Source organism: Mucilaginibacter sp. GW822-FHT03E02 (assembly GCF_058801545.1).
Window position 1 is genome coordinate 4,610,937 of the sequence record NZ_JBXANJ010000001.1, and the last position, 18,616, is coordinate 4,629,552.

At 42.6% G+C, this 18,616-nt stretch carries 15 protein-coding genes; 9 read left to right on the forward strand and 6 right to left on the reverse strand.

Going from position 1 to position 18,616, the window contains the following annotated elements; genetic code table 11:
• Positions 1 to 16: 16 nt before the first annotated feature.
• A complete protein-coding gene (locus tag AC1RM2_RS19235; RefSeq protein ID WP_492986784.1) occupies positions 17 to 1,330 on the reverse strand; it encodes an OmpA family protein in 1,314 nt (437 codons plus the stop codon).
• A 148-nt stretch (positions 1,331 to 1,478) separates the two neighbouring features.
• Between AC1RM2_RS19235 and AC1RM2_RS19240 the strand changes: the two genes are divergently transcribed.
• Positions 1,479 to 2,771, forward strand: a complete 1,293-nt coding sequence (locus AC1RM2_RS19240; RefSeq protein ID WP_492986785.1) for an aminopeptidase P family protein — start codon at positions 1,479 to 1,481, stop codon at positions 2,769 to 2,771.
• Positions 2,772 to 2,851: 80 nt separating this feature from the next.
• Here AC1RM2_RS19240 and meaB read toward each other — a convergent pair whose 3' ends face one another.
• Positions 2,852 to 3,718 carry a methylmalonyl Co-A mutase-associated GTPase MeaB gene (meaB, locus tag AC1RM2_RS19245; protein WP_492986786.1) on the reverse strand — a complete coding sequence of 289 codons (867 nt, stop codon included), beginning with the start codon at positions 3,716 to 3,718 and terminating at the stop codon, positions 2,852 to 2,854.
• A 184-nt stretch (positions 3,719 to 3,902) separates the two neighbouring features.
• Between meaB and AC1RM2_RS19250 the strand changes: the two genes are divergently transcribed.
• The 5 genes from AC1RM2_RS19250 to AC1RM2_RS19270 all read left to right on the forward strand — a co-directional run bounded on the left by AC1RM2_RS19250 (position 3,903) and on the right by AC1RM2_RS19270 (position 9,715).
• Positions 3,903 to 4,898 carry a glycosyltransferase family 9 protein gene (locus AC1RM2_RS19250; protein ID WP_492986787.1) on the forward strand — a complete coding sequence of 332 codons (996 nt, stop codon included), beginning with the start codon at positions 3,903 to 3,905 and terminating at the stop codon, positions 4,896 to 4,898.
• A gap of 73 nt (positions 4,899 to 4,971) precedes the next feature.
• Entirely contained in the window at positions 4,972 to 5,973 is a 1,002-nt protein-coding gene (locus tag AC1RM2_RS19255) for a glycosyltransferase family 9 protein (RefSeq protein ID WP_492986788.1), read from the forward strand.
• A gap of 100 nt (positions 5,974 to 6,073) precedes the next feature.
• Complete coding sequence (locus tag AC1RM2_RS19260; protein WP_492986789.1) at positions 6,074 to 7,915, forward strand: ABC transporter ATP-binding protein; 1,842 nt, start codon at positions 6,074 to 6,076, stop codon at positions 7,913 to 7,915.
• 37 nt (positions 7,916 to 7,952) lie between these two features.
• Entirely contained in the window at positions 7,953 to 8,903 is a 951-nt protein-coding gene (locus AC1RM2_RS19265; RefSeq protein ID WP_492986790.1) for a hypothetical protein, read from the forward strand.
• A gap of 2 nt (positions 8,904 to 8,905) precedes the next feature.
• On the forward strand, positions 8,906 to 9,715 hold the full coding sequence (locus AC1RM2_RS19270; protein ID WP_492986791.1) for a DUF5672 family protein: 810 nt from the start codon (positions 8,906 to 8,908) through the stop codon (positions 9,713 to 9,715).
• Here AC1RM2_RS19270 and AC1RM2_RS19275 read toward each other — a convergent pair.
• Complete coding sequence (locus AC1RM2_RS19275) at positions 9,703 to 10,608, reverse strand: glycosyltransferase (protein WP_492986792.1); 906 nt, start codon at positions 10,606 to 10,608, stop codon at positions 9,703 to 9,705. The genes AC1RM2_RS19270 and AC1RM2_RS19275 overlap by 13 nt on opposite strands.
• 286 nt (positions 10,609 to 10,894) lie before the next feature.
• Here AC1RM2_RS19275 and AC1RM2_RS19280 point away from each other — a divergent pair, with 286 nt between their 5' ends.
• Positions 10,895 to 11,920, forward strand: a complete 1,026-nt coding sequence (locus AC1RM2_RS19280) for a hypothetical protein (protein WP_492986793.1) — start codon at positions 10,895 to 10,897, stop codon at positions 11,918 to 11,920.
• Positions 11,921 to 12,002: 82 nt separating this feature from the next.
• Here the strand turns inward: AC1RM2_RS19280 and AC1RM2_RS19285 are convergent, their stop codons facing one another.
• Positions 12,003 to 12,686, reverse strand: a complete 684-nt coding sequence (locus AC1RM2_RS19285) for a porin family protein (protein ID WP_147053557.1) — start codon at positions 12,684 to 12,686, stop codon at positions 12,003 to 12,005.
• 222 nt (positions 12,687 to 12,908) lie between these two features.
• Here AC1RM2_RS19285 and AC1RM2_RS19290 point away from each other — a divergent pair, with 222 nt between their 5' ends.
• The gene (locus AC1RM2_RS19290) at positions 12,909 to 14,633 is read left to right on the forward strand and encodes a glycoside hydrolase family 3 protein (RefSeq protein ID WP_492986794.1); all 1,725 of its coding nucleotides are present in this window, start codon (positions 12,909 to 12,911) and stop codon (positions 14,631 to 14,633) included.
• 214 nt (positions 14,634 to 14,847) lie between these two features.
• Here the strand turns inward: AC1RM2_RS19290 and AC1RM2_RS19295 are convergent, their stop codons facing one another.
• Positions 14,848 to 15,039, reverse strand: coding sequence for a hypothetical protein (locus tag AC1RM2_RS19295; protein WP_492986795.1), 192 nt, complete (start codon positions 15,037 to 15,039; stop codon positions 14,848 to 14,850).
• 7 nt (positions 15,040 to 15,046) lie between these two features.
• Entirely contained in the window at positions 15,047 to 15,280 is a 234-nt protein-coding gene (locus AC1RM2_RS19300) for an addiction module protein (protein WP_492986796.1), read from the reverse strand.
• Positions 15,281 to 15,420: 140 nt separating this feature from the next.
• On the opposite strand from AC1RM2_RS19300, the gene AC1RM2_RS19305 reads away from it, so the two are divergent.
• Complete coding sequence (locus tag AC1RM2_RS19305) at positions 15,421 to 18,588, forward strand: ATP-dependent helicase (protein WP_492986797.1); 3,168 nt, start codon at positions 15,421 to 15,423, stop codon at positions 18,586 to 18,588.
• The last annotated feature ends 28 nt before the right edge of the window (positions 18,589 to 18,616 follow it).

Sequence of the window (18,616 nt, forward strand, 5' to 3'; positions counted from 1 at the left end):
ATGTTTTTATTAACGATTATTTTTGTTTGAACTGAACGCGACGGTTTAATACACGACCATCTTCTGTTGAGTTATCAGCAATTGGCATAGTTTCGCCGTAGCCTTTGATTTTTACTTTTTTAGCATCAACACCTGAGTTAACTAAGTAAGTTTTTACAGAGTTAGCGCGGTCTTTTGATAAAGAAAGGTTGTGAGCAGCAGTACCTTCAGATGAAGCAAAGCCATCAACCTCAACACCTTTACCAGAAGCACGCAGATCAGCAGATGTAGCATCTAACACTGGGTAAGATGAAGTACGTAATACTGAGCTATCAAATTCAAACTGGATGTTTGAGTAAGCAGTACCTTTAGGGGCAAGGCCAGCTCCACCAAGTGAATCAACTGGTTTAGGGAATACGATAACACAACCAGAACCATCAACTACGCTGCCTGCAGCAGTACCTGGGCATTTGTCAAATTGATCAGCAACGCCGTCACCGTCTGAATCTTTTTTCAGGTCGTTAACAGCAGTTTCTACGTTTGTTACACGGCCTTTTAAAGCTTCAACCTCTGCGCGTAAAGCTGCATCGTACAATTCGTCATACATCTGAGCAACTGGGTTTACCCACTCTAAGTTCTGTTTTGTTTTCGGACCGAAAGTGTACTCTAAGCCACCGTAAGTATATGAGTAGTGGTTAAAGATAGGATAAGTGTGGAAACCAGAGAAGTTATAACCCTGAACAAAGCTAATTGTATAGCCTAAGTTCAGCGCTAACGCATCGCTAAGTTTGAATTTAGCACCTAAGCCTACTGGAGCATATAACTCTTTTACAGAGCTTGGGTAACTGCCTACAGAACCAGTAACCGAAGTAAATGATTTTGGTTTGTAGATGTCTAAACCTAAACCGGCAGAACCGTAAAAGTTAAGACTGTTTTTGCGGTGTAAAAAGCTAACGCTTGCAATGTTGAATACACCGCTTAATGAAAATGCGTTAAACGAGGTTTTGTAGTCAACGTAACCAAATTTCTCGGTGCCGGCTTCGTCTTTACCTTTAACCTGGCCACCAAGGTAGTCAAGTTGTAAGCTAAAGGTGTGTGACAATTGTTGCCTTAATGACACACCGTAACCCAAATCAACGGTAAACTTGTTTGTTGCGTTGTTGGTGAATGGAACAAGTCCATCTGTAATACCCGCGCTAACGCCGATACTAAATGTGTTGTACTGTCCGATGCCGCCAAACAATTTGGCAGATCCTGTTTTTGTGGAGTCGGTTTGGGCGCTAGCCATACCCGCAACCATCAAAGAAGCAATTGACAGTGCTGCTGTTTTCTTTAATGTAGAATAATTCATAGTTTTTAAGATTAAACGATTTTAATTGTGATTTTTTTCAAATTTAGTAATTATGTTTGAAACGATGACCAAACATTGTTCCAAAAATTGTAATAGTTACACAAATAAGTAAAAAAAATTGATTTATTAAAATAATCAAGAGTTAAATATGAAATATTTGGAAATTTTAAACTCCTTATTTACAAATAATAGAAAAAATTTCGTTTCGAGAACAAAATCGGGCTCGCTGGCCATTTTTCACTCGAATGATGAGTTTCCGGTGAGTGGCGACCAGGTTTTTGCTTTTAAACAGAATCCAGACTTTTTTTACCTCACTGGCATTGACCAGGAGCAAAGCGTATTGTTACTGTACCCCGATTGTCCTAATAAAGCATACAGAGAAGTACTTTTTTTAAGACAAACCAACGAACACATTGCAGTTTGGGAAGGACATAAGTACACAAAAGAGGAAGCAAGGCAAGTTTCTGGTATCGAGAGTGTTTACTGGCTGCATGAATACGACGCTATTTTGCATAGCGTCATTAACTATGCCGAAAATATTTACATCAACACCAACGAAAACGACAGGTATGCACATACTGTACCATACCGGGATATGCGAATGTACGAAGCCTTACGCCAAAAATACCCGCTGCATAAATACGAACGCTCGGCATTGATATTAAGGGATTTGAGGGTTGTAAAATCGGAGCTGGAAATTGAGCTGATTCAAAAGGCCTGCAACATCACCAACGACGCTTTTGTGCGCGTTTTAAAATTTGTAAAGCCCGGTGTTGCCGAGTATGAGATAGAGGCCGAAATTATACACGAGTTTTTACGGCAAAGGGCTACAGGCCACGCTTATAGCCCCATAATTGCTTCGGGTAAAAATGCCAACGTGCTGCATTATATTGATAACAACCAGGTTTGCAATGATGGTGATGTGATCCTGTTTGATTTTGGTGCCCAGTACGCCAATTACAATGCTGATATGAGCCGGTCGGTGCCGGTTAACGGCAGGTTTACCCCACGGCAGCGTGCTGTTTATGATGCAGTGTTAAGGGTGATGCGTGAAGCAAGCAGCATGATTGTAGCCGGTACTGTTTTAAGCGAATACCAGGACGAAGTTGGCAAGATAATGACCAGCGAACTGATAGGCCTTGGATTGCTTGATAAACATGATGTTGAAAAACAGGATGCCAATGCCCCGTTATATAAAAAATATTTTATGCATGGCACATCGCATCACCTGGGTTTAGATGTGCATGATTTTGCAAGCCGATATAAGAAATTCGAGGTTGGTAATATACTGACCTGTGAGCCTGGTATTTATATTCCGGATGAAGGCCTGGGAATCAGGATTGAAAATAATATATTGATTACTGCGAACGGTAACCGCGACCTGATGGTTAATATCCCTGTGGAGGCGGAGCATATTGAAGAGATCATGAATAATTTATAGTCGAAAGCCTTAAATTCTAAGTTGAAAATGGCAATCCAGACTTAGAACTCAAGGCTTTCGACTTAGGCCTTGTCAAGTTGCTATAAATACGAATCAACAAAACTATAAAGGTTAAAATCTTTACGCTTTAAAGCTTCAGTAACATCTTGCTGAAGCTTTTTTTTATCTATATGCTGCGTTAATTTGTAGGCTAACAGCTTGTAAGCCTTCTCGGTAAGTAGTAGCTTTCGGCGTGGGTTTTTTATGTGTGCAGGTGTTTTTATAAACTCAGCAACTTCGGCAATCCCTGCCCCCATCGATGCTGCCGTTTTGAATACCGGTGGCTGCCCGTCTTTTTTTTGCCCTATGATCTTCTTCAGGTTATTGGCAAAAACATCGGCGTCGGCCCTGTCGGCTTTGTTAACAATGAAGGCATCGGCAATTTCCATCAGGCCCGATTTAATGTGCTGCACTTCGTCGCCACCTTCGGGTACCAATACCACAAGGGTAACATCGGCCAGCCCGCTTATTTCAATTTCCGACTGGCCAACACCAACGGTTTCTATCAGTACATAATCAAACCCGGCTGCACGTAATACATCCGCCATTTCGATGGTTTTGGCTGATAAACCGCCCAACGAACCACGTGTAGCCAGCGAGCGGATAAAAACATCGGGATGGTTAAAGTGCGAAGACATCCGGATCCTATCGCCCAGCAGAGAGCCGAAGTTAAACGGCGATGTTGGATCGATGGCCAAAACGGCTATTTTGCTGCTGTCTTTTAAAAGTAAATCTATTAAGGCATTTACCAGGGTGCTTTTGCCGGCGCCCGGTGGGCCAGTTATGCCTATTACCGGTGTAGGTTTATTAAATGTAAGGCCCTTTAATAGTTCCTGGCTTCCGGGCAGGTCGTTTTCAACAATGGTTAGTGCACGGGCAACCTGTTTAAAGTCAATGATATTTGTCATTCCGGTTTTGTTAAAAACAGCTGCCCCATTCATATTTGTAAATGCAAATGACGAAAATTATCATAATAAAAGGCAATTTAATCTTTATTATTGCACCTGTACGGCTGTGTTGAGTTTTAAGTTCTGAGTAAAAAAAGAATAGATACGGCGTTCGGCCCCAACAGCATATTCAACGTTTGCAACAATGCCCCAGCCCCTCAAAACAAAAATACAGCACATATTAATAAGCCGCACAGATGCTATCGGCGATGTGGTGCTTACCCTGCCCATGGCTGCTTATATTAAAGAGCTGTTACCAGGAGCAGTGGTTTCGTTTTTAGGGCGCACTTATACCCAGCCGGTCATAAATACCTGTTCAGCGGTTGATATTTTTATTAACTACGACGAAATAAAAAAGCTATCCCAAACGGAGCAAATTAACTATCTGAACGGTGAAAAAATAGACATTATTATTCACGTTTTCCCTAATAAGCATGTGGCCCAAATAGCCAGGGCCGCGGGTATTAAATTACGGATAGGTACCACAAATCGAGTGTTTCATTGGTTTACCTGTAACAAGCTGGTAAAACTAAGCCGTAAAAAATCCGATCTGCACGAAGCACAACTCAACCTTATCCTGTTAAAACCTTTGGGCCTTGCAGCTGTACCATCGTTACAGGATATCATTGCGCATATCAGGTTTGAAAACAAGGCGTTGCTTCCTCCAGAATTAGCAGGTAAACTATCCGGCGATAAATTTAACCTCATCATCCACCCCAAATCGCACGGTAGCGGAATGGAGTGGGGGCTTGATAATTACGCGATGCTTATTAATGTGCTGTCATCGAATATATTTAATATTATTATAACCGGCTCAGATAAAGAAAAAATATTGCTGGCCGATTGGATTACAACCCTGCCAGCTACCGTGGTTGACATGACCGGTAAAATGAGTTTACCACAACTTATTAGTTTTATCAGCCAGGTAGATGGGCTGATAGCTTCGGGTACAGGGCCCTTGCATATAGCCGCTATGGCAGGGATAAATACCCTTGGGTTGTTCCCATCGGTAAGGCCTATTCATCCCGGGCGCTGGGCACCATTGGGTAAAAAGGCCGGTTTTTTGGAAAGCGGGACAGATAATCTGCTGCCACTGTCGGTAAACCTGGTAACAGAAAAACTAACCAGCTGGCTGCGATAGCAGATAAACGGTGGCCTTTAAAGCCAATTATTGTACTTTTGCCCAATTCATAACGCATAAAAATTAAAAGTTAATGACCCTGATAGATAACAAACAGATAAAGCATATTTTAATAAACAGGATTGATGCCATGGGCGATGTGGTATTGCAACTGCCCACCTGTATTTATTTAAAACAGTTATATCCGGATGTTACCATTAGCATGTTGGGCCGTAGCTACACTAAGCCAGTGGTTGATGCCTGCAAGGCAATTGACCATTTTATTAATTATGATGAGATTGGCGCTTTATCAACAAATGAGATAGCTGCTATTTTCAAAGAAAAAGGCATTGACGCGATAGTGCATGAGTTTCCGAAAAGGCATATTGCCGAAGCCGCCAAAAAAGCAGGGGTAAAACTAAGGATAGGTACCACAAGCCGTAATTATCATTTTTTTACCTGTAACCGGTTAATCAGGTTAAGCAGGGGCAAATCAGACCTGCACGAAGCACAGCAAAATATTTATTTGTGCAAACCGCTTGGCGTTACCCATATCCCAACGCTTGGCACTATAGCATACTATTATAAAGATAACTTTAGGCCATCTATAGAATTACCTGCCCGGTTTAAAGATCAGCTAACTGACGATAAGTTTAATTTAATTATCCACTCCAAATCAAACGGTAACGGCAGGGAGTGGGATATGGATAGGTTTACTGCCCTTATTAAGTTTTTACCGGCAGATAAGTTCCGCATTTTTATCACGGGGTCTGAAAAAGAACATGAGTTATTTAAAACATGGATTCCGAAACTGCCGGAACATGTAATTAATTTAAGCGGCAAAATGTCACTTAACGAATTGATTGCCTTTATATATAACGCAGATGGTTTGCTCGCGTCGGGAACGGGGCCACTGCATGTTGCAGCCGCTTCGGGCATTCACACGCTGGGTTTATTCCCAATTTCCAGGTCAATAAACGCCACTCGCTGGGCCCCCCTGGGCATCAAAGCCGAGCATATTGAAAGCGACTCGGATACCCTGGACAGTATTTCTGTTGAGATGGTTTTTGACAGGATAAGCTACTGGGTTAAGTAGGCAGCAATAATTAAAGCCTTATCATCGTTTAAAATACGCCCCAAAAACTAAGTATTTATAATAGCCGCTATTTAGTTAATTTTGCGGTTCAACTTTTTGAATGAAAACTTATTTCAGATTACTATCGTTTGCAAAACCCATCGAAAAGTTTGCAATTCCCTATATTATCTTCACCTTACTTTATGTAGTATTCAGTACGTCTGTATTAGGTTTACTGGGGCCTTTATTGAACACTTTATTCCATGTTGGTGCCAGCAAATGCGACCCAAAAACGGTTGCTGTTGCCGCGAAAGATATTTCGACGTTTGATATATCGGGCTGGTTTAAATATTACACCAATCATTTTATAGCCCTTTACGGCGAGTGGGGAGCGCTTAAATTTGTATGTGGCGTAATTGTAATTGCTGTTTTTTTAGGTAATATATTCAGGTACCTGTCGCAGCGTATAATGGAAAGCCTTCGCATCCACACATTGTTAAGAATCCGTAAAGCAGTGTTTGATAATGTAATGCGCCTGCATATGGGCTTTTTTAGCAATGAGCGTAAAGGCGATATCATGTCTAAAATTGCATCAGAGGTTCAGCAGGTGCAGTTTTCGGTAACAGGCACTTTGCAGGTTATTTTTAAAGAACCCTTACTGTTAATAGGCTACCTGGTTTGGTTGTTTATTATATCTCCAAGGCTTACATTGATATCGTTGTTAATTATCCCGGTAGCCGGTTTTTTAATTTCGCGCATCGTAAAAAAATTGCGGTCACAAGCTATAGCAGCACAAAACTCCTATGCCAACATGATCGCCTATCTTGATGAAGCATTATCCGGCATAAAGATCATTAAAGCATTTAATGCTACCGATTTTATTATCAAACGCTTTGATGATGAGAATACGAATTATTCAAAAATCACGCGGTCGATGTCAAAACGGCAGCAGCTGGCGTCGCCGGTATCTGAAACGCTTTCGGTAACCATGATCTCGTTTGTGGTACTTTACGGGGGATACCTCATTTTTAATAAAAAATCAGACCTGGATGCCGGGCAGTTTATAGCCTATATCGCACTGTTTTCGCAGCTGATGCGCCCGGCCAAAGCTATTGGCGATGCCTTTAGTAATATCCATTCGGGTTTGGTGGCCGGCGAAAGGATTTTGGCCCTCATTGATGAAAAACCGCTTATCCAAGATGCTCCGGATGCCATTGTTATAGATGAATTTAAAGAGAGCATCCGCCTGGAGAATGTATCTTTTGCGTACAAGGAGAAAGAGGTTTTGAAAAACATCACCTTAACCCTGCCTAAAGGCAAAACAATAGCTTTGGTTGGCCCATCTGGCGGTGGTAAATCAACACTAATGGACATGCTGCCAAGGTTCATTGAGCCTATAAGCGGACATATCATGATAGATGACCACAACATTCAGGCTATTACAACTACCTCGCTGCGTAATTTAATGGGTTTTGTTAACCAGGAATCGATATTGTTTAATGATACCATTTTTAACAATATTGCCTTTGGTAAACCCAATGTAACCCAGGAGCAGGTAGAAGCAGCCGCGCGTATTGCTAATGCCCATAATTTTATTTTAGAAACCGACAGCGGATACGAAACTAACACCGGCGATCGCGGCTCAAAACTATCCGGTGGGCAAAGGCAACGTATTTGTATAGCCCGTGCAGTTTTGAATAATCCGCCTATCATGTTATTAGACGAGGCCACATCGGCATTGGATACCGAATCGGAAAAACTGGTGCAGGAGGCTTTAAATAACCTGATGCAAAACCGTACCTCGCTGATTATTGCGCACCGCCTGAGTACTATTCAAAATGCCGATTTAATTATTGTACTGGATAACGGCCGGGTTGCCGAGCAGGGCACCCACCTGGAGCTGATGAACCATAACGGTGTTTACCGCAGGCTGATTGATATGCAAACATTTACAGCGGATTAATAAAATAGCATTGTCAACAAATTTTTGATTAAGCAAAATGATACAAAAAAAAAGTTTTATAGGTACTTACTGGCTTAAATACACCAATAGGGAAGGCTATAAAACTTACAAGTGGGAGTTAAGCAATTATAAGAAAGTAGAATTTATACAGTTTTTAACCGGTAATGAACGCTTAACCACGCCGGCTAAAATTCAGGTTGCTGCCAAAACCAATCATCAGCTCAATTTAAATCACAGTGGCAATGCCGGCGATATCATATATGCTATGGCCACTATAAAAAAGCTGGCCGAAACGGTTAAGGTGCCCATCAACTTATATTTACGGGCCGGTCAGCCTTTAATGATAGCCAATCCTGCAAAGCACCCCTTAGGTGGTGTAATGCTCAATGCCAAAATGATAGATATGCTGACGCCTTTAATTAGTTCGCAACCGTACATCAATACCTTGAGTGAATTAAAGGATGAGGTTATTGACGTCGATCTTGATTTTTTCAGAGCCGGGCATATCCCTATGGATAGGTGCAACATTGCCCACTGGTGCGCCTACGTTACCGGCGTAACACCCGATCTTTGGAAAAGCTGGCTTGATGTTGAGCCGGATAAGGCCTTTGCCGGTTACATAGTTATTGCCCGCAGCGAAAGGTACCGGAATATAACCACCGATTATTCATTTTTGAGTAAGTATGATAAATTGAAATTTATAGGGGTTGAATCGGAGTATGAGGATATCAAAAAACAAATCCCCAATATTGAATGGGTGCAGGTAAGCGATTTTTTACAAATGGCGCGGGTAATAGCCGGTTGTAAATTTTTTATCGGTAACCAATCGTTCCCATTCTCAATTGCCGAAGCCCTTAAAGTGCCCCGGATACTGGAGGTTTGTTATGATGTGATAAATGTGGTGCCAGAAGGGCCTGGCGGGCACGATTTTCTTTTCCAGGATCATTTTGAATCTTTAGTTGCAGAGCTTTACACCAAAATAGCATAGGTATGATTGCGCCACTAAAAGTTGTAGTAATAGTTCCCATCTATAAAAATGAACTTTCGGCTTTAGAAAAAGTAGCACTTACGCAAATGCAACTTGTGTTAGCCGCTTATCCGCGTATAGTTGTTAAACCGGAATCCCTTGTTTTATCTGATGAAATAGCTTCTTTTAATTTTACCGGCGAGGAAAGTTTTGACAATCATTTTTTTAAAGGCATTGAAGGCTACAATGCACTGATGCTGTCGGATATCTTTTACGAACGTTTTTTGGGGTACGAATTTATGCTTATCCATCAGTTGGACGCTTTTGTATTTACCGATGAACTTGCTTTTTGGTGCAACCAACCATATGACTACATTGGAGCGCCATGGATACCGCCAGGTAAGTACCCTGATATAGTTAAAGCCATTAAATCAAAAATTCAATTTTATTACCACGCCCGTTATAATGTGCAAAAAAATGGGGTGCCATCGCCAATGCAGTACGAGTATAAGGTTGGTAACGGTGGCTTATCGTTGCGCCGGGTAAGAAAATTTCATGAGTTGAGTATTAGCATGCGCCACAAAATGGATGTTTATTTAACCCGCCATGAGCACGAGTTTAATGAGGATATTTTCTGGAGCATCGAGGTAAACCGCAAGCGTAAACTATTAAAAATTCCATCCTACAAAACCGCATTGAAATTTTCTGTTGAGCAGCCCCCCGCAAGGTGCATCGAGTTAAATAATAACCAACTGCCTTTTGGCTGCCATGCCTGGGATTTGTACCTTGACTTTTGGCGACCTATTTTTAAAACCAGCGGCTACCAGATATAGCTTGCTAACGAAGGTTTCGATTTAATATATTTTTTAAAAATATGGAACTTCAGTTTAAAAAACAGCTTTGAGTTGAGTTGAAAAAAACGCCTGTTTTTCCAAAGCATTTTAATGGCGGTAGATATAGGGTAGTTGAACTTGATCAACTCATCAATAAAATTTTTAAAGGTATTTTTTTCGATAAAAAAGATCTGTTCGGCCGTAAGCTTGCAGGCTTTTATAGGCAGAAATTTGTTCCACTTATTGTGTAATTTCAGATTTTCTTCCATCCACACATCGTTAAACAACCCTTCAGAAAAGTGGTTGAGCAGTATATCGAAGGTAACTGCCACTTTATATTTTTGACTTACCGATAAGGAGAAATCAATATCGTACCCATGAAAGCCTTTAAGGGTAATTTCATCAAACATAAATTCCCCGGCTATTTCCCTGGTAGTAGCCATAAATACACCATCGATACATACTACTTCGGCAAGGCGCTCCTTACCGGGGTTATGGTAGGCATGCCGCGCTTTCTCTTTTTTGTATTTGAATGATTGTATAAGGTTATGATAGTGCGTATAAGCGCCCACACCGCCCACGCCCGAAGGAGCCAGCGGTTTATAGCTGCTGCCTGCTATGCCTACTAAACCTAATTGGGGGTCTTGCTCAAATAAAGCTAATAGTTTTTGGCCCCAGTTATTGGTTTTTATCAACACATCTTCATGCACAAAACATAAAAAATCATATTGAGCGCGCAGCATTGCTTTATTGTATACCTCGCAGATGCCCATTTGGCCTTTGCTGTTATCGGTAGCAATAATTTCAAACGGAACGCCGACTGTGGCATCGATATTTTCACTTACCTGTTGCAGATTAGCTTTATTAACGGATGAAATAATAATTGATATCATTCAGTAATATGTTTTTCCGGTAAAAAAGTAGATGTTAATAATCTAATGGATAAAAAACGCATTTAATGCAATTTTTATCGTGTTTAAATTAATTACGTGCGGTTTTGTTAATGTGATACAGTTTTTATCGAAAAATGTTTTTTATTTTATTAGTAGCTTACCCGGCAATACAGCATAGTATTTGTGCATTTGTAGCAGATATATAAATTATCTCGTATTGCAATAAATTGAAAATGACAATAATAATTACACCGGATTTTAAATTGCTAAAAACAACAAGCCAGTTTTGACAAAGAATTTGACCGAAATAAAGTGCCTGCCCGCAACCAAAATTTATATTTTTTGCCCGGCAGGATACGCCACCGGTGGCCCCGAGGCTTTGCACCAGTTGGGCACCAAGTTAAAGCAGATGAATTTTAATGTATTTATGCATTACTACGCTACCCCCGATAGCGTGGATATAGTGCATAAAAACTATGAAAAATACAGCGTGCCTGTTGCCGAAAGCATCGAAAATAATGCCCAAAATATCATCATACTACCCGAAACGCACCTGCTGCCCATTTTTGATGATAGCTATAAAAAGGTGCGTAAAATAATCTGGTGGCTTAGCGTGGTTAACTATTACATTACCCAAAACAATCTCATCCAAAGTTTACAGCACAAAAAATATTTTAAACTGAAAAATTACCTGGGCAAATATCCAACAGCATCATTCGACAGGCTAAAACGCCGCAATGATGTGCAGCACATCAGCCATTCTTACTACTCGCAGGTGCACCTGCTCGAAAATAGTATAAAGCCGGTTGGCCGGATATCTGACTACATGAACAGCGCTTTTTTTGATATGGTAGATGAAAGTACGCCCAAAGAAAACCTGGTAATATACAACCCCATTAAAAACGACGATTTTTTAGATAAGATCATTGCCCTTACACCCACTATTAAATGGATGCCAATTAAGAACATGACACCTGCCGAAGTAGCAACCCTGATGAACAAGGCCAAACTATATGTGGATTTTGGTTTCCATCCGGGCAAAGAACGTATGCCGCGCGAGGCTTGTATTATGCGTTGCTGTATGATTATTGGCAAAACCGGCTCGGCGGCTTATCAGCAGGATATGCCCATTCCTGAACGATATAGGTTTGATAAAAGCGAGGATCAAATCCCGGAAATTATCAGCCGGATAAATGAATGTTTAAATAACTACACTGAGTTGATAAAAGATTTTGCACCCTACCGGCAAGTACTTTACGCGGAAGAACAGCAGTTTGAACAGGATATTCAAAAGATATTTGTTAAGGGATAATTAAAAAAGAGCCATACGGCAATCCCGTATGACCCCTTTTCAATAGCTTTAAGCCTTCGGCTTTCAGCTTAATAAAAAGCTATTACTGAAATTTAAACCCTAAACCAATTTGCCAAACCTGGTTGCGGTAGTTAGGCAGATAAGAATTATCGTCGGGGCGACTGGTGGTAAGGTCGATATTATAGCGCCCCCTAAGCTCTATGTTGCGGCTCAAATCAACACTAAGGCCAATAACGCCGCTTACGTCGGTATGGTCGCCGCGGTTGTTGTAGTATTGCTCCTGCTCGGTAATAAAACCGGTTTCATAAGTATTTTTGGTTGATGCCAAAAAGTTGATAGATGGGCCTACCAAAAAGTTGAATTGCGGTGCCAGTTTAACCTTTAACAGCAAGGGAACATCAATGTAATTGGTGCGTTGCGTAAACTTGCCGTAATCGGTATTGGCTGTATAACCCTTGCCCGAATACAAAACTTCGGGGGCAAATGATATTGGGTAAGCAATTGGGATATCCAATGTTAAACCACCGTTAAAACCGGCGATAGAATTGGTGCTGAAGTTGGAGTTATCGGCATCAATGGTGTTTGAAATATTTAAGCCGCCCGTTAGGCCAACTTTTATGCGGTAAAAATCGTCCTGGCTCTGGCGTGGACGTTCGCGGCGTTCTTCGCGGTAACGGGGCCTGCGGCGTGGCGGGCCGTAATATCCTTGTGCGCTCGCGTCATATACTGCAAACAGGCAGATAGCAAAAAAAATAATCTTCTTCATGTTAGTGTGTTTTTATATACCCATAGAATAAAAAATATCGCAAAGGTTTAATGTGCACACTAATGCCACGAATTTTTTCTAATTACACCAACCTGCGCGCAGGTTTTGCCTATATCACTATCAATTCGTGCAATTCGCTTTAATTCGTAAAATTCGTGTTGCATCAATTCGTGTAATTCGATTTAATTAGTGACAATTCGTGTTTCGTGTTTACATTTGAACATGCCAAAATTGAAAACTTACTGCTGTTTAATATTCGCTATCTCCCTTAATTTTATCGTTATAAACGCTTTTGCGCAAAAAGAAAGCTATATACAAAGCCTCAATACGCAAAACCATTGGGTGGATTCTGTTTACCATAAACTGAGCCGTAAGCACCGTATTGCACAATTGTTATTTGTGCGTGCACATACCAACAAAGGGCAGGCCTATGCCGATTCGGTAGGTAAAGTGATAAAGGATCAGCAAATTGGCGGCCTGGTGTTTTTCCAGGGCGGCCCTGGCAGGCAGTTAAACCTGGTTAACCAATATCAAAAACTGGCAAAAATTCCCTTGCTGATAGCCATGGACGGCGAATGGGGCCTGGGAATGCGCCTGGATTCTACCGTATCATACCCTTACCAGATGACGCTTGGCGCGATACAGGATAATACCCTGATATACAAAATGGGCCGGCAGGTGGCTGCCGATTTTAAACGCATAGGCGCTCATTTTAATTTGGCGCCCGATATGGATGTAAATAACAACCCTAACAACCCGGTAATTAATTATCGCTCTTTTGGCGATAATAAATATAACGTGGCCGAAAAGGGCATAGCCTATTTTACAGGCATGCAGGATGCCGGTTTGCTTACCGCCGCCAAGCATTTCCCCGGCCATGGCGATACCAATGTCGATTCGCATTTCGATTTACCGTTATTACCTTACAGCCGCGCCCGGCTGGATTCGTTGGAAGAATACCCTTTTCGTGAGGCTATTGCAGCCGGTATCAGCGGGGTAATGATCGCCCACATGAGCATCCCGGCGTTGGATACTACCACCCATTTGCCGTCAACGTTATCGCGCCCAATTATTACCGGTATTTTAAAAGATTCGCTGAAGTTTAAAGGCCTGGTGGTATCAGATGCCATGGAAATGAAGGGTGTTGTAAAATACTTCCCTAACGGCGAAGCCGATGTAAAAGCCTTTATCGCAGGCATGGATGTTATTGAGCTATCCGAAAATTCCGATCGTGCCATTAAACTTATCCGCAAGGCCTTGCGTCATGGTGCCATCAGTAAAACCGAATTTGAGATAAAAGTTAAAAAAGTGCTTGCTGCCAAATACTGGGCCGGGCTTAATCAATACCAGGCAGCGGCGCCGGCCAATTTCAGTGCCGATATTAACAGCCCTGCGCAAAAAGAACTGGTACAGCAGCTAAGCGATGCCGCTGTAACCGTATTGAAAGGTGATGCATCAACGCTGAAACTAAACCCGTTTTTAAAAACCGCCATAGTTAGTATTGGCGTATCCTCGCCAACCGCGTTTCAGCAGGAAGCCGCCAAAAGTTTTCCCAACTGCAAACTGTTTATGGTTGATAAAAACACCCCAGCTATTGGCCTTAAAAATATATTGGCGTTGTTAAGCCAGTACCAGCAGGTAATAGTGGGCGTACATGATACCCGACTGCGCCCCCAAAGCAAGCTTGATTACAGCAGCGACGTAAAATTGATGATAGCCGACCTGGCCGGTCGGCCTAACACGGTGATTAGCGTTTTTGCTAATGCCTATACCATAGCCGGGCTGCCGGGTATCGAAAAAAGCAACTCGCTGATGGCATGCTACCAAAACAGCCCCGAGCTGCAAAAATCAGTAGTGAAAGTACTTATGGGTACTTTGAAGCCAACGGGTAAATTGCCGGTGAGCGTTAATATGTTTTTCCCTACGGGAACGGGGATAGGGTTGTAGGGGGGGTGAATTATTTTGCGTTAGGGATGGGCGCGGATACCGGCCCGGGCGTAATGCCTGAAGCCGTATGAGCATACAGCCCGGACCGTAGGTAACGCCCCGAAGGCTATTTTCGAAATTTTTTGTTTGGATTGCGACTGGTATGAAATATAGCCATCACGGTAATCTGTTTCAGATTTTCATCGATTACGTAAACAATCAGGAAAGGAAATTTTTAAGTTAATGCCTGGTGAAATTGATTATAGTCGGCCTTGTAGTGATAAGGGTTCCTGCTAATTTGATTTAGCTTTCTGCGGATGGCGGTTTCAAACACGTTGCCAAGTCTCGATTGTTGCTCTTCGTACCACAAAAATGCATTTAAGAATTCTTTGGTTGCTTCCTGCCGAATTTTTAAATCATAACTCATCGATAAATTATTTTACCAATGATTGTTTTGCCATAGTCAAGGTTTCATCCCAGGTAAATGATTGGCCTAATCCGTTTTGATGGTCACTAAATCTTTTGTCCAATTCCTCTCTTTGGGCTTTGGTAAGTTCGTAACCGTCAGAGATTTCATTTTGTAACAAGGTATAAATAGCTTTTAATTTATCATCTTCTGCCGTTTCAATATATTCATGCAATTGTTTTCTTATTTGTGATGTGCGCATATATTTTACCTTTTCACAAATTTAAAATATTTCGGTGAAGTTCTATCCTATATAGACACCAGCAGATAATTTATTTAGAACAACATTCCCACCCCCAAGTTGCCATCCCGCCCTCGCTTTCCTATCTTTACTCAACAACTATGCAATCCAACTTCAACAAATACAACGATAAATTCCAATCAGCCTTAGCCGGGCTAAACCCCGAGCAATTGGCCGCCGTAAATAAAATGGACGGGCCGGTACTGGTAGTTGCCGGACCGGGTACCGGCAAAACGCAGATACTGGCGGCACGCATTGGCAAAATACTTACCGATACCGATGCCTTGCCAAGTGAGATTCTGTGCTTAACCTATACCGATGCCGGTGCCGTGGCCATGCGCAAGCGCTTGTTTGAGTTTATCGGCCCTGATGCGTACCGCATCAACATATACACTTTCCATGCCTTTTGCAACGAAATTATCCAGGAAAACCTGGAGTATTTTGGCAAGCTTAATTTGGAGTCGCTATCCGACCTGGAATCGGCCATGCTGTTTCGCGAATTGGTGGACGAGTTTGATAACGACCACCTGCTGAAACGTTTTACTGGTGACGTATATTACGATACCAAACGCCTGAAAGACTTGTTTAGCACCATGAAGCGCGAGAACTGGGACGCGGTTATGATTGAAAAGGCCGTACAGGAATACCTGGACGATATCCCCAATCGCGAAGAGTTTGTGTACAAACGCGCCAACTCCAAAACCGGCATTAAGGTGGGCGACCCCAAACAAAAGGATATTGATGCCGCGCACGACCTGATGAAGAAACTGGTTGCCGCCGTGCGCGAATACCAGAACTATGATGTTAAAATGAAAGCCAAAGGTCGTTATGATTATGACGACATGATCATTTGGGTGCTGCGCGCTTTCCGCGATAACGAGGAGATATTGCGCAAGTACCAGGAGCGTTACCAGTATATTTTGGTTGATGAGTTCCAGGATACCAGCGGGTCGCAAAACGAGTTGCTGCGCTTTTTGCTCAACTACTGGGATGTGCCCAACGTGTTTGTGGTGGGCGATGACGACCAGTCGATATTCAAGTTCCAGGGGGCCAACATGAGCAATATCCTTGATTTTGCCAGCGATTATGTGAGCACTCTTAAAACGGTGGTGCTGAAGCATAATTACCGGTCGAACCAGCACATACTGGACATCTCCAAAGCGCTGATAGATAACAACCAGGAGCGCTTAACCAAACAGCTAAAGCTGGATAAGGATTTGCAGGCTTCGCATGCGCGCTTTGCCGAGATGGCCGTTGAGCCGGTGATTCGTGAGTACGAGAACCCCGACCAGGAACTGGTAGATGTATCGGCACAAATAAAACACCTGATTGATAAGGGTGCCGAGCCAGGTGAAATAGCCGTAATTTACCGCAACCATAGCCAGGTGGAAGAGATGATCCAATACCTGGAGGTAAAAAAAATAGCCGTAAACACCAGGCGCAAAATAGATATCCTCACCCAGCCCTTTGGCGAAAAGATCATCAACATTATGCGCTACCTGATGCAGGAACTTGATTCGCCTTACAGTGGTGATGAGCTGCTGTTTGAGATACTGCATTACGATTTTTTTAACATTGCACCCATAGAAATTGCCAAGGCCAGTATAGCGGTATCGCAGGAAAACTTTGCTGCCAACAGCCGCGATAAGGTTAAAACATCCATCCGTAGGTACATCAGCGAGCTGCGGCCGCCTGCCCAGCCAGATTTGTTTGCGCCGGATAAGTACATGGAGATGAGGTATCTCATGAATAATATTGATGATTTGCTAAAATCGGCCGTAAATTCAACGCTGCAGGCGTTTTTCCAGGATGTGATTGCCAAAATGGGCATCCTCAAATACATTATGCAGCAGCCCGATAAAGGTGGCTATATGCAGATGCTCACCAGCTTCTTCGATTTTTTAAAGGATGAAAGCCGTAAGAATCCCGATATCAAACTATCCGACTTGATAGCCATCATTGAACTGATGAAAAAGAACGGTATCCGGCTTGATTTGAACAAAGTGATCTTCAGCGATAACGGCGTTAACTTTTTAACCGCCCATGGCTCCAAAGGGCTGGAGTTTGAGCACGTGTTTTTTATTGGCTGCGATAAACGCACCTGGGATAGCAAAGGCCGTAACAGCGGCTTTAGCCTGCCAGATACCCTTACCCGTTCGGCAGCCGACGATATTGCCCAAAAAGAAGAGGCCCGCCGCTTATTTTATGTGGCCGTTACCCGCGCCAAACAATGCCTCATGATATCATACGCAGGCAAGGATAAAAAAGGGAAAGACCAGGAAGCAAGCCAGTTTATTGGCGAAATTTTAGCCAGTACCGATACACAACTGCAATACCCCAAAGTACCGGCCGATACCATGGTTGATTTTATTGCAACCCAGTTTAGCGAGGTTGAAAAACCAAAGGTTGAGCTGCTGGATAAAAACTACATTAACCAGCTGCTGCAAAGCTATACGCTATCGGTAACGCACCTGAACAACTACCTGGATTGCCCGCTGCGGTTTTATTTTCAGTGTTTAATCAGGGTTCCGTCGGGCAAAAGTCCGTCGGCCACGTTTGGGCAGGCGGTTCACTGGGCGCTTAATAAAACATACAGGCTGTTAAAGGAAAACGAAAACGAGTTCCTGTCTACAGAGCAGTTCATGAACGAATTTAAATGGTACATGGCCCGCAACCGCGATTCGTTCACCAAAGATGAGTACAAGCTGCGCCTTGCCTATGGCGAGAAGATACTGCCACCATACTATGAACAAAACGTAGGTGGCTGGAACAAAATAGCCGTAACCGAAAAATCGATCAAAAACATCGAGATAAACGGCGTACCCATTAAAGGTAACCTGGATAAAATGGAGTTCGACGGTAAAAACGTTACCGTGGTTGATTATAAAACAGGCAAGGTACGGAATGCCAAAGACAAACTGCTGCGCCCCACATTTGACGCCCCCATGGGTGGCGACTACTGGCGCCAGGGCGTATTTTACAAAATATTGGTAGACCATGACCGCACCAACGACTGGGAGGTTATTGACACCATTTTTGATTTTGTAGAGCCCGTAAGCGAAGGTGAATATTACCGGGAAAAATACGTGATCAGTTCGTCTGATATCGAACTGGTAACCCAACAGATCACCGATACCTACGCCAAAATTATGGCCCACGAATTCAGCACCGGTTGCGGCAAAAAAGAATGCGATTGGTGCCATTTTGTAAAAACGAATTTTAAACAGGCCGAAGTGGTTTTGAACGCGGTAAGCGAGGAGGAAGAATGATTTTTTCTGTAGAGACGCATAATTGCAT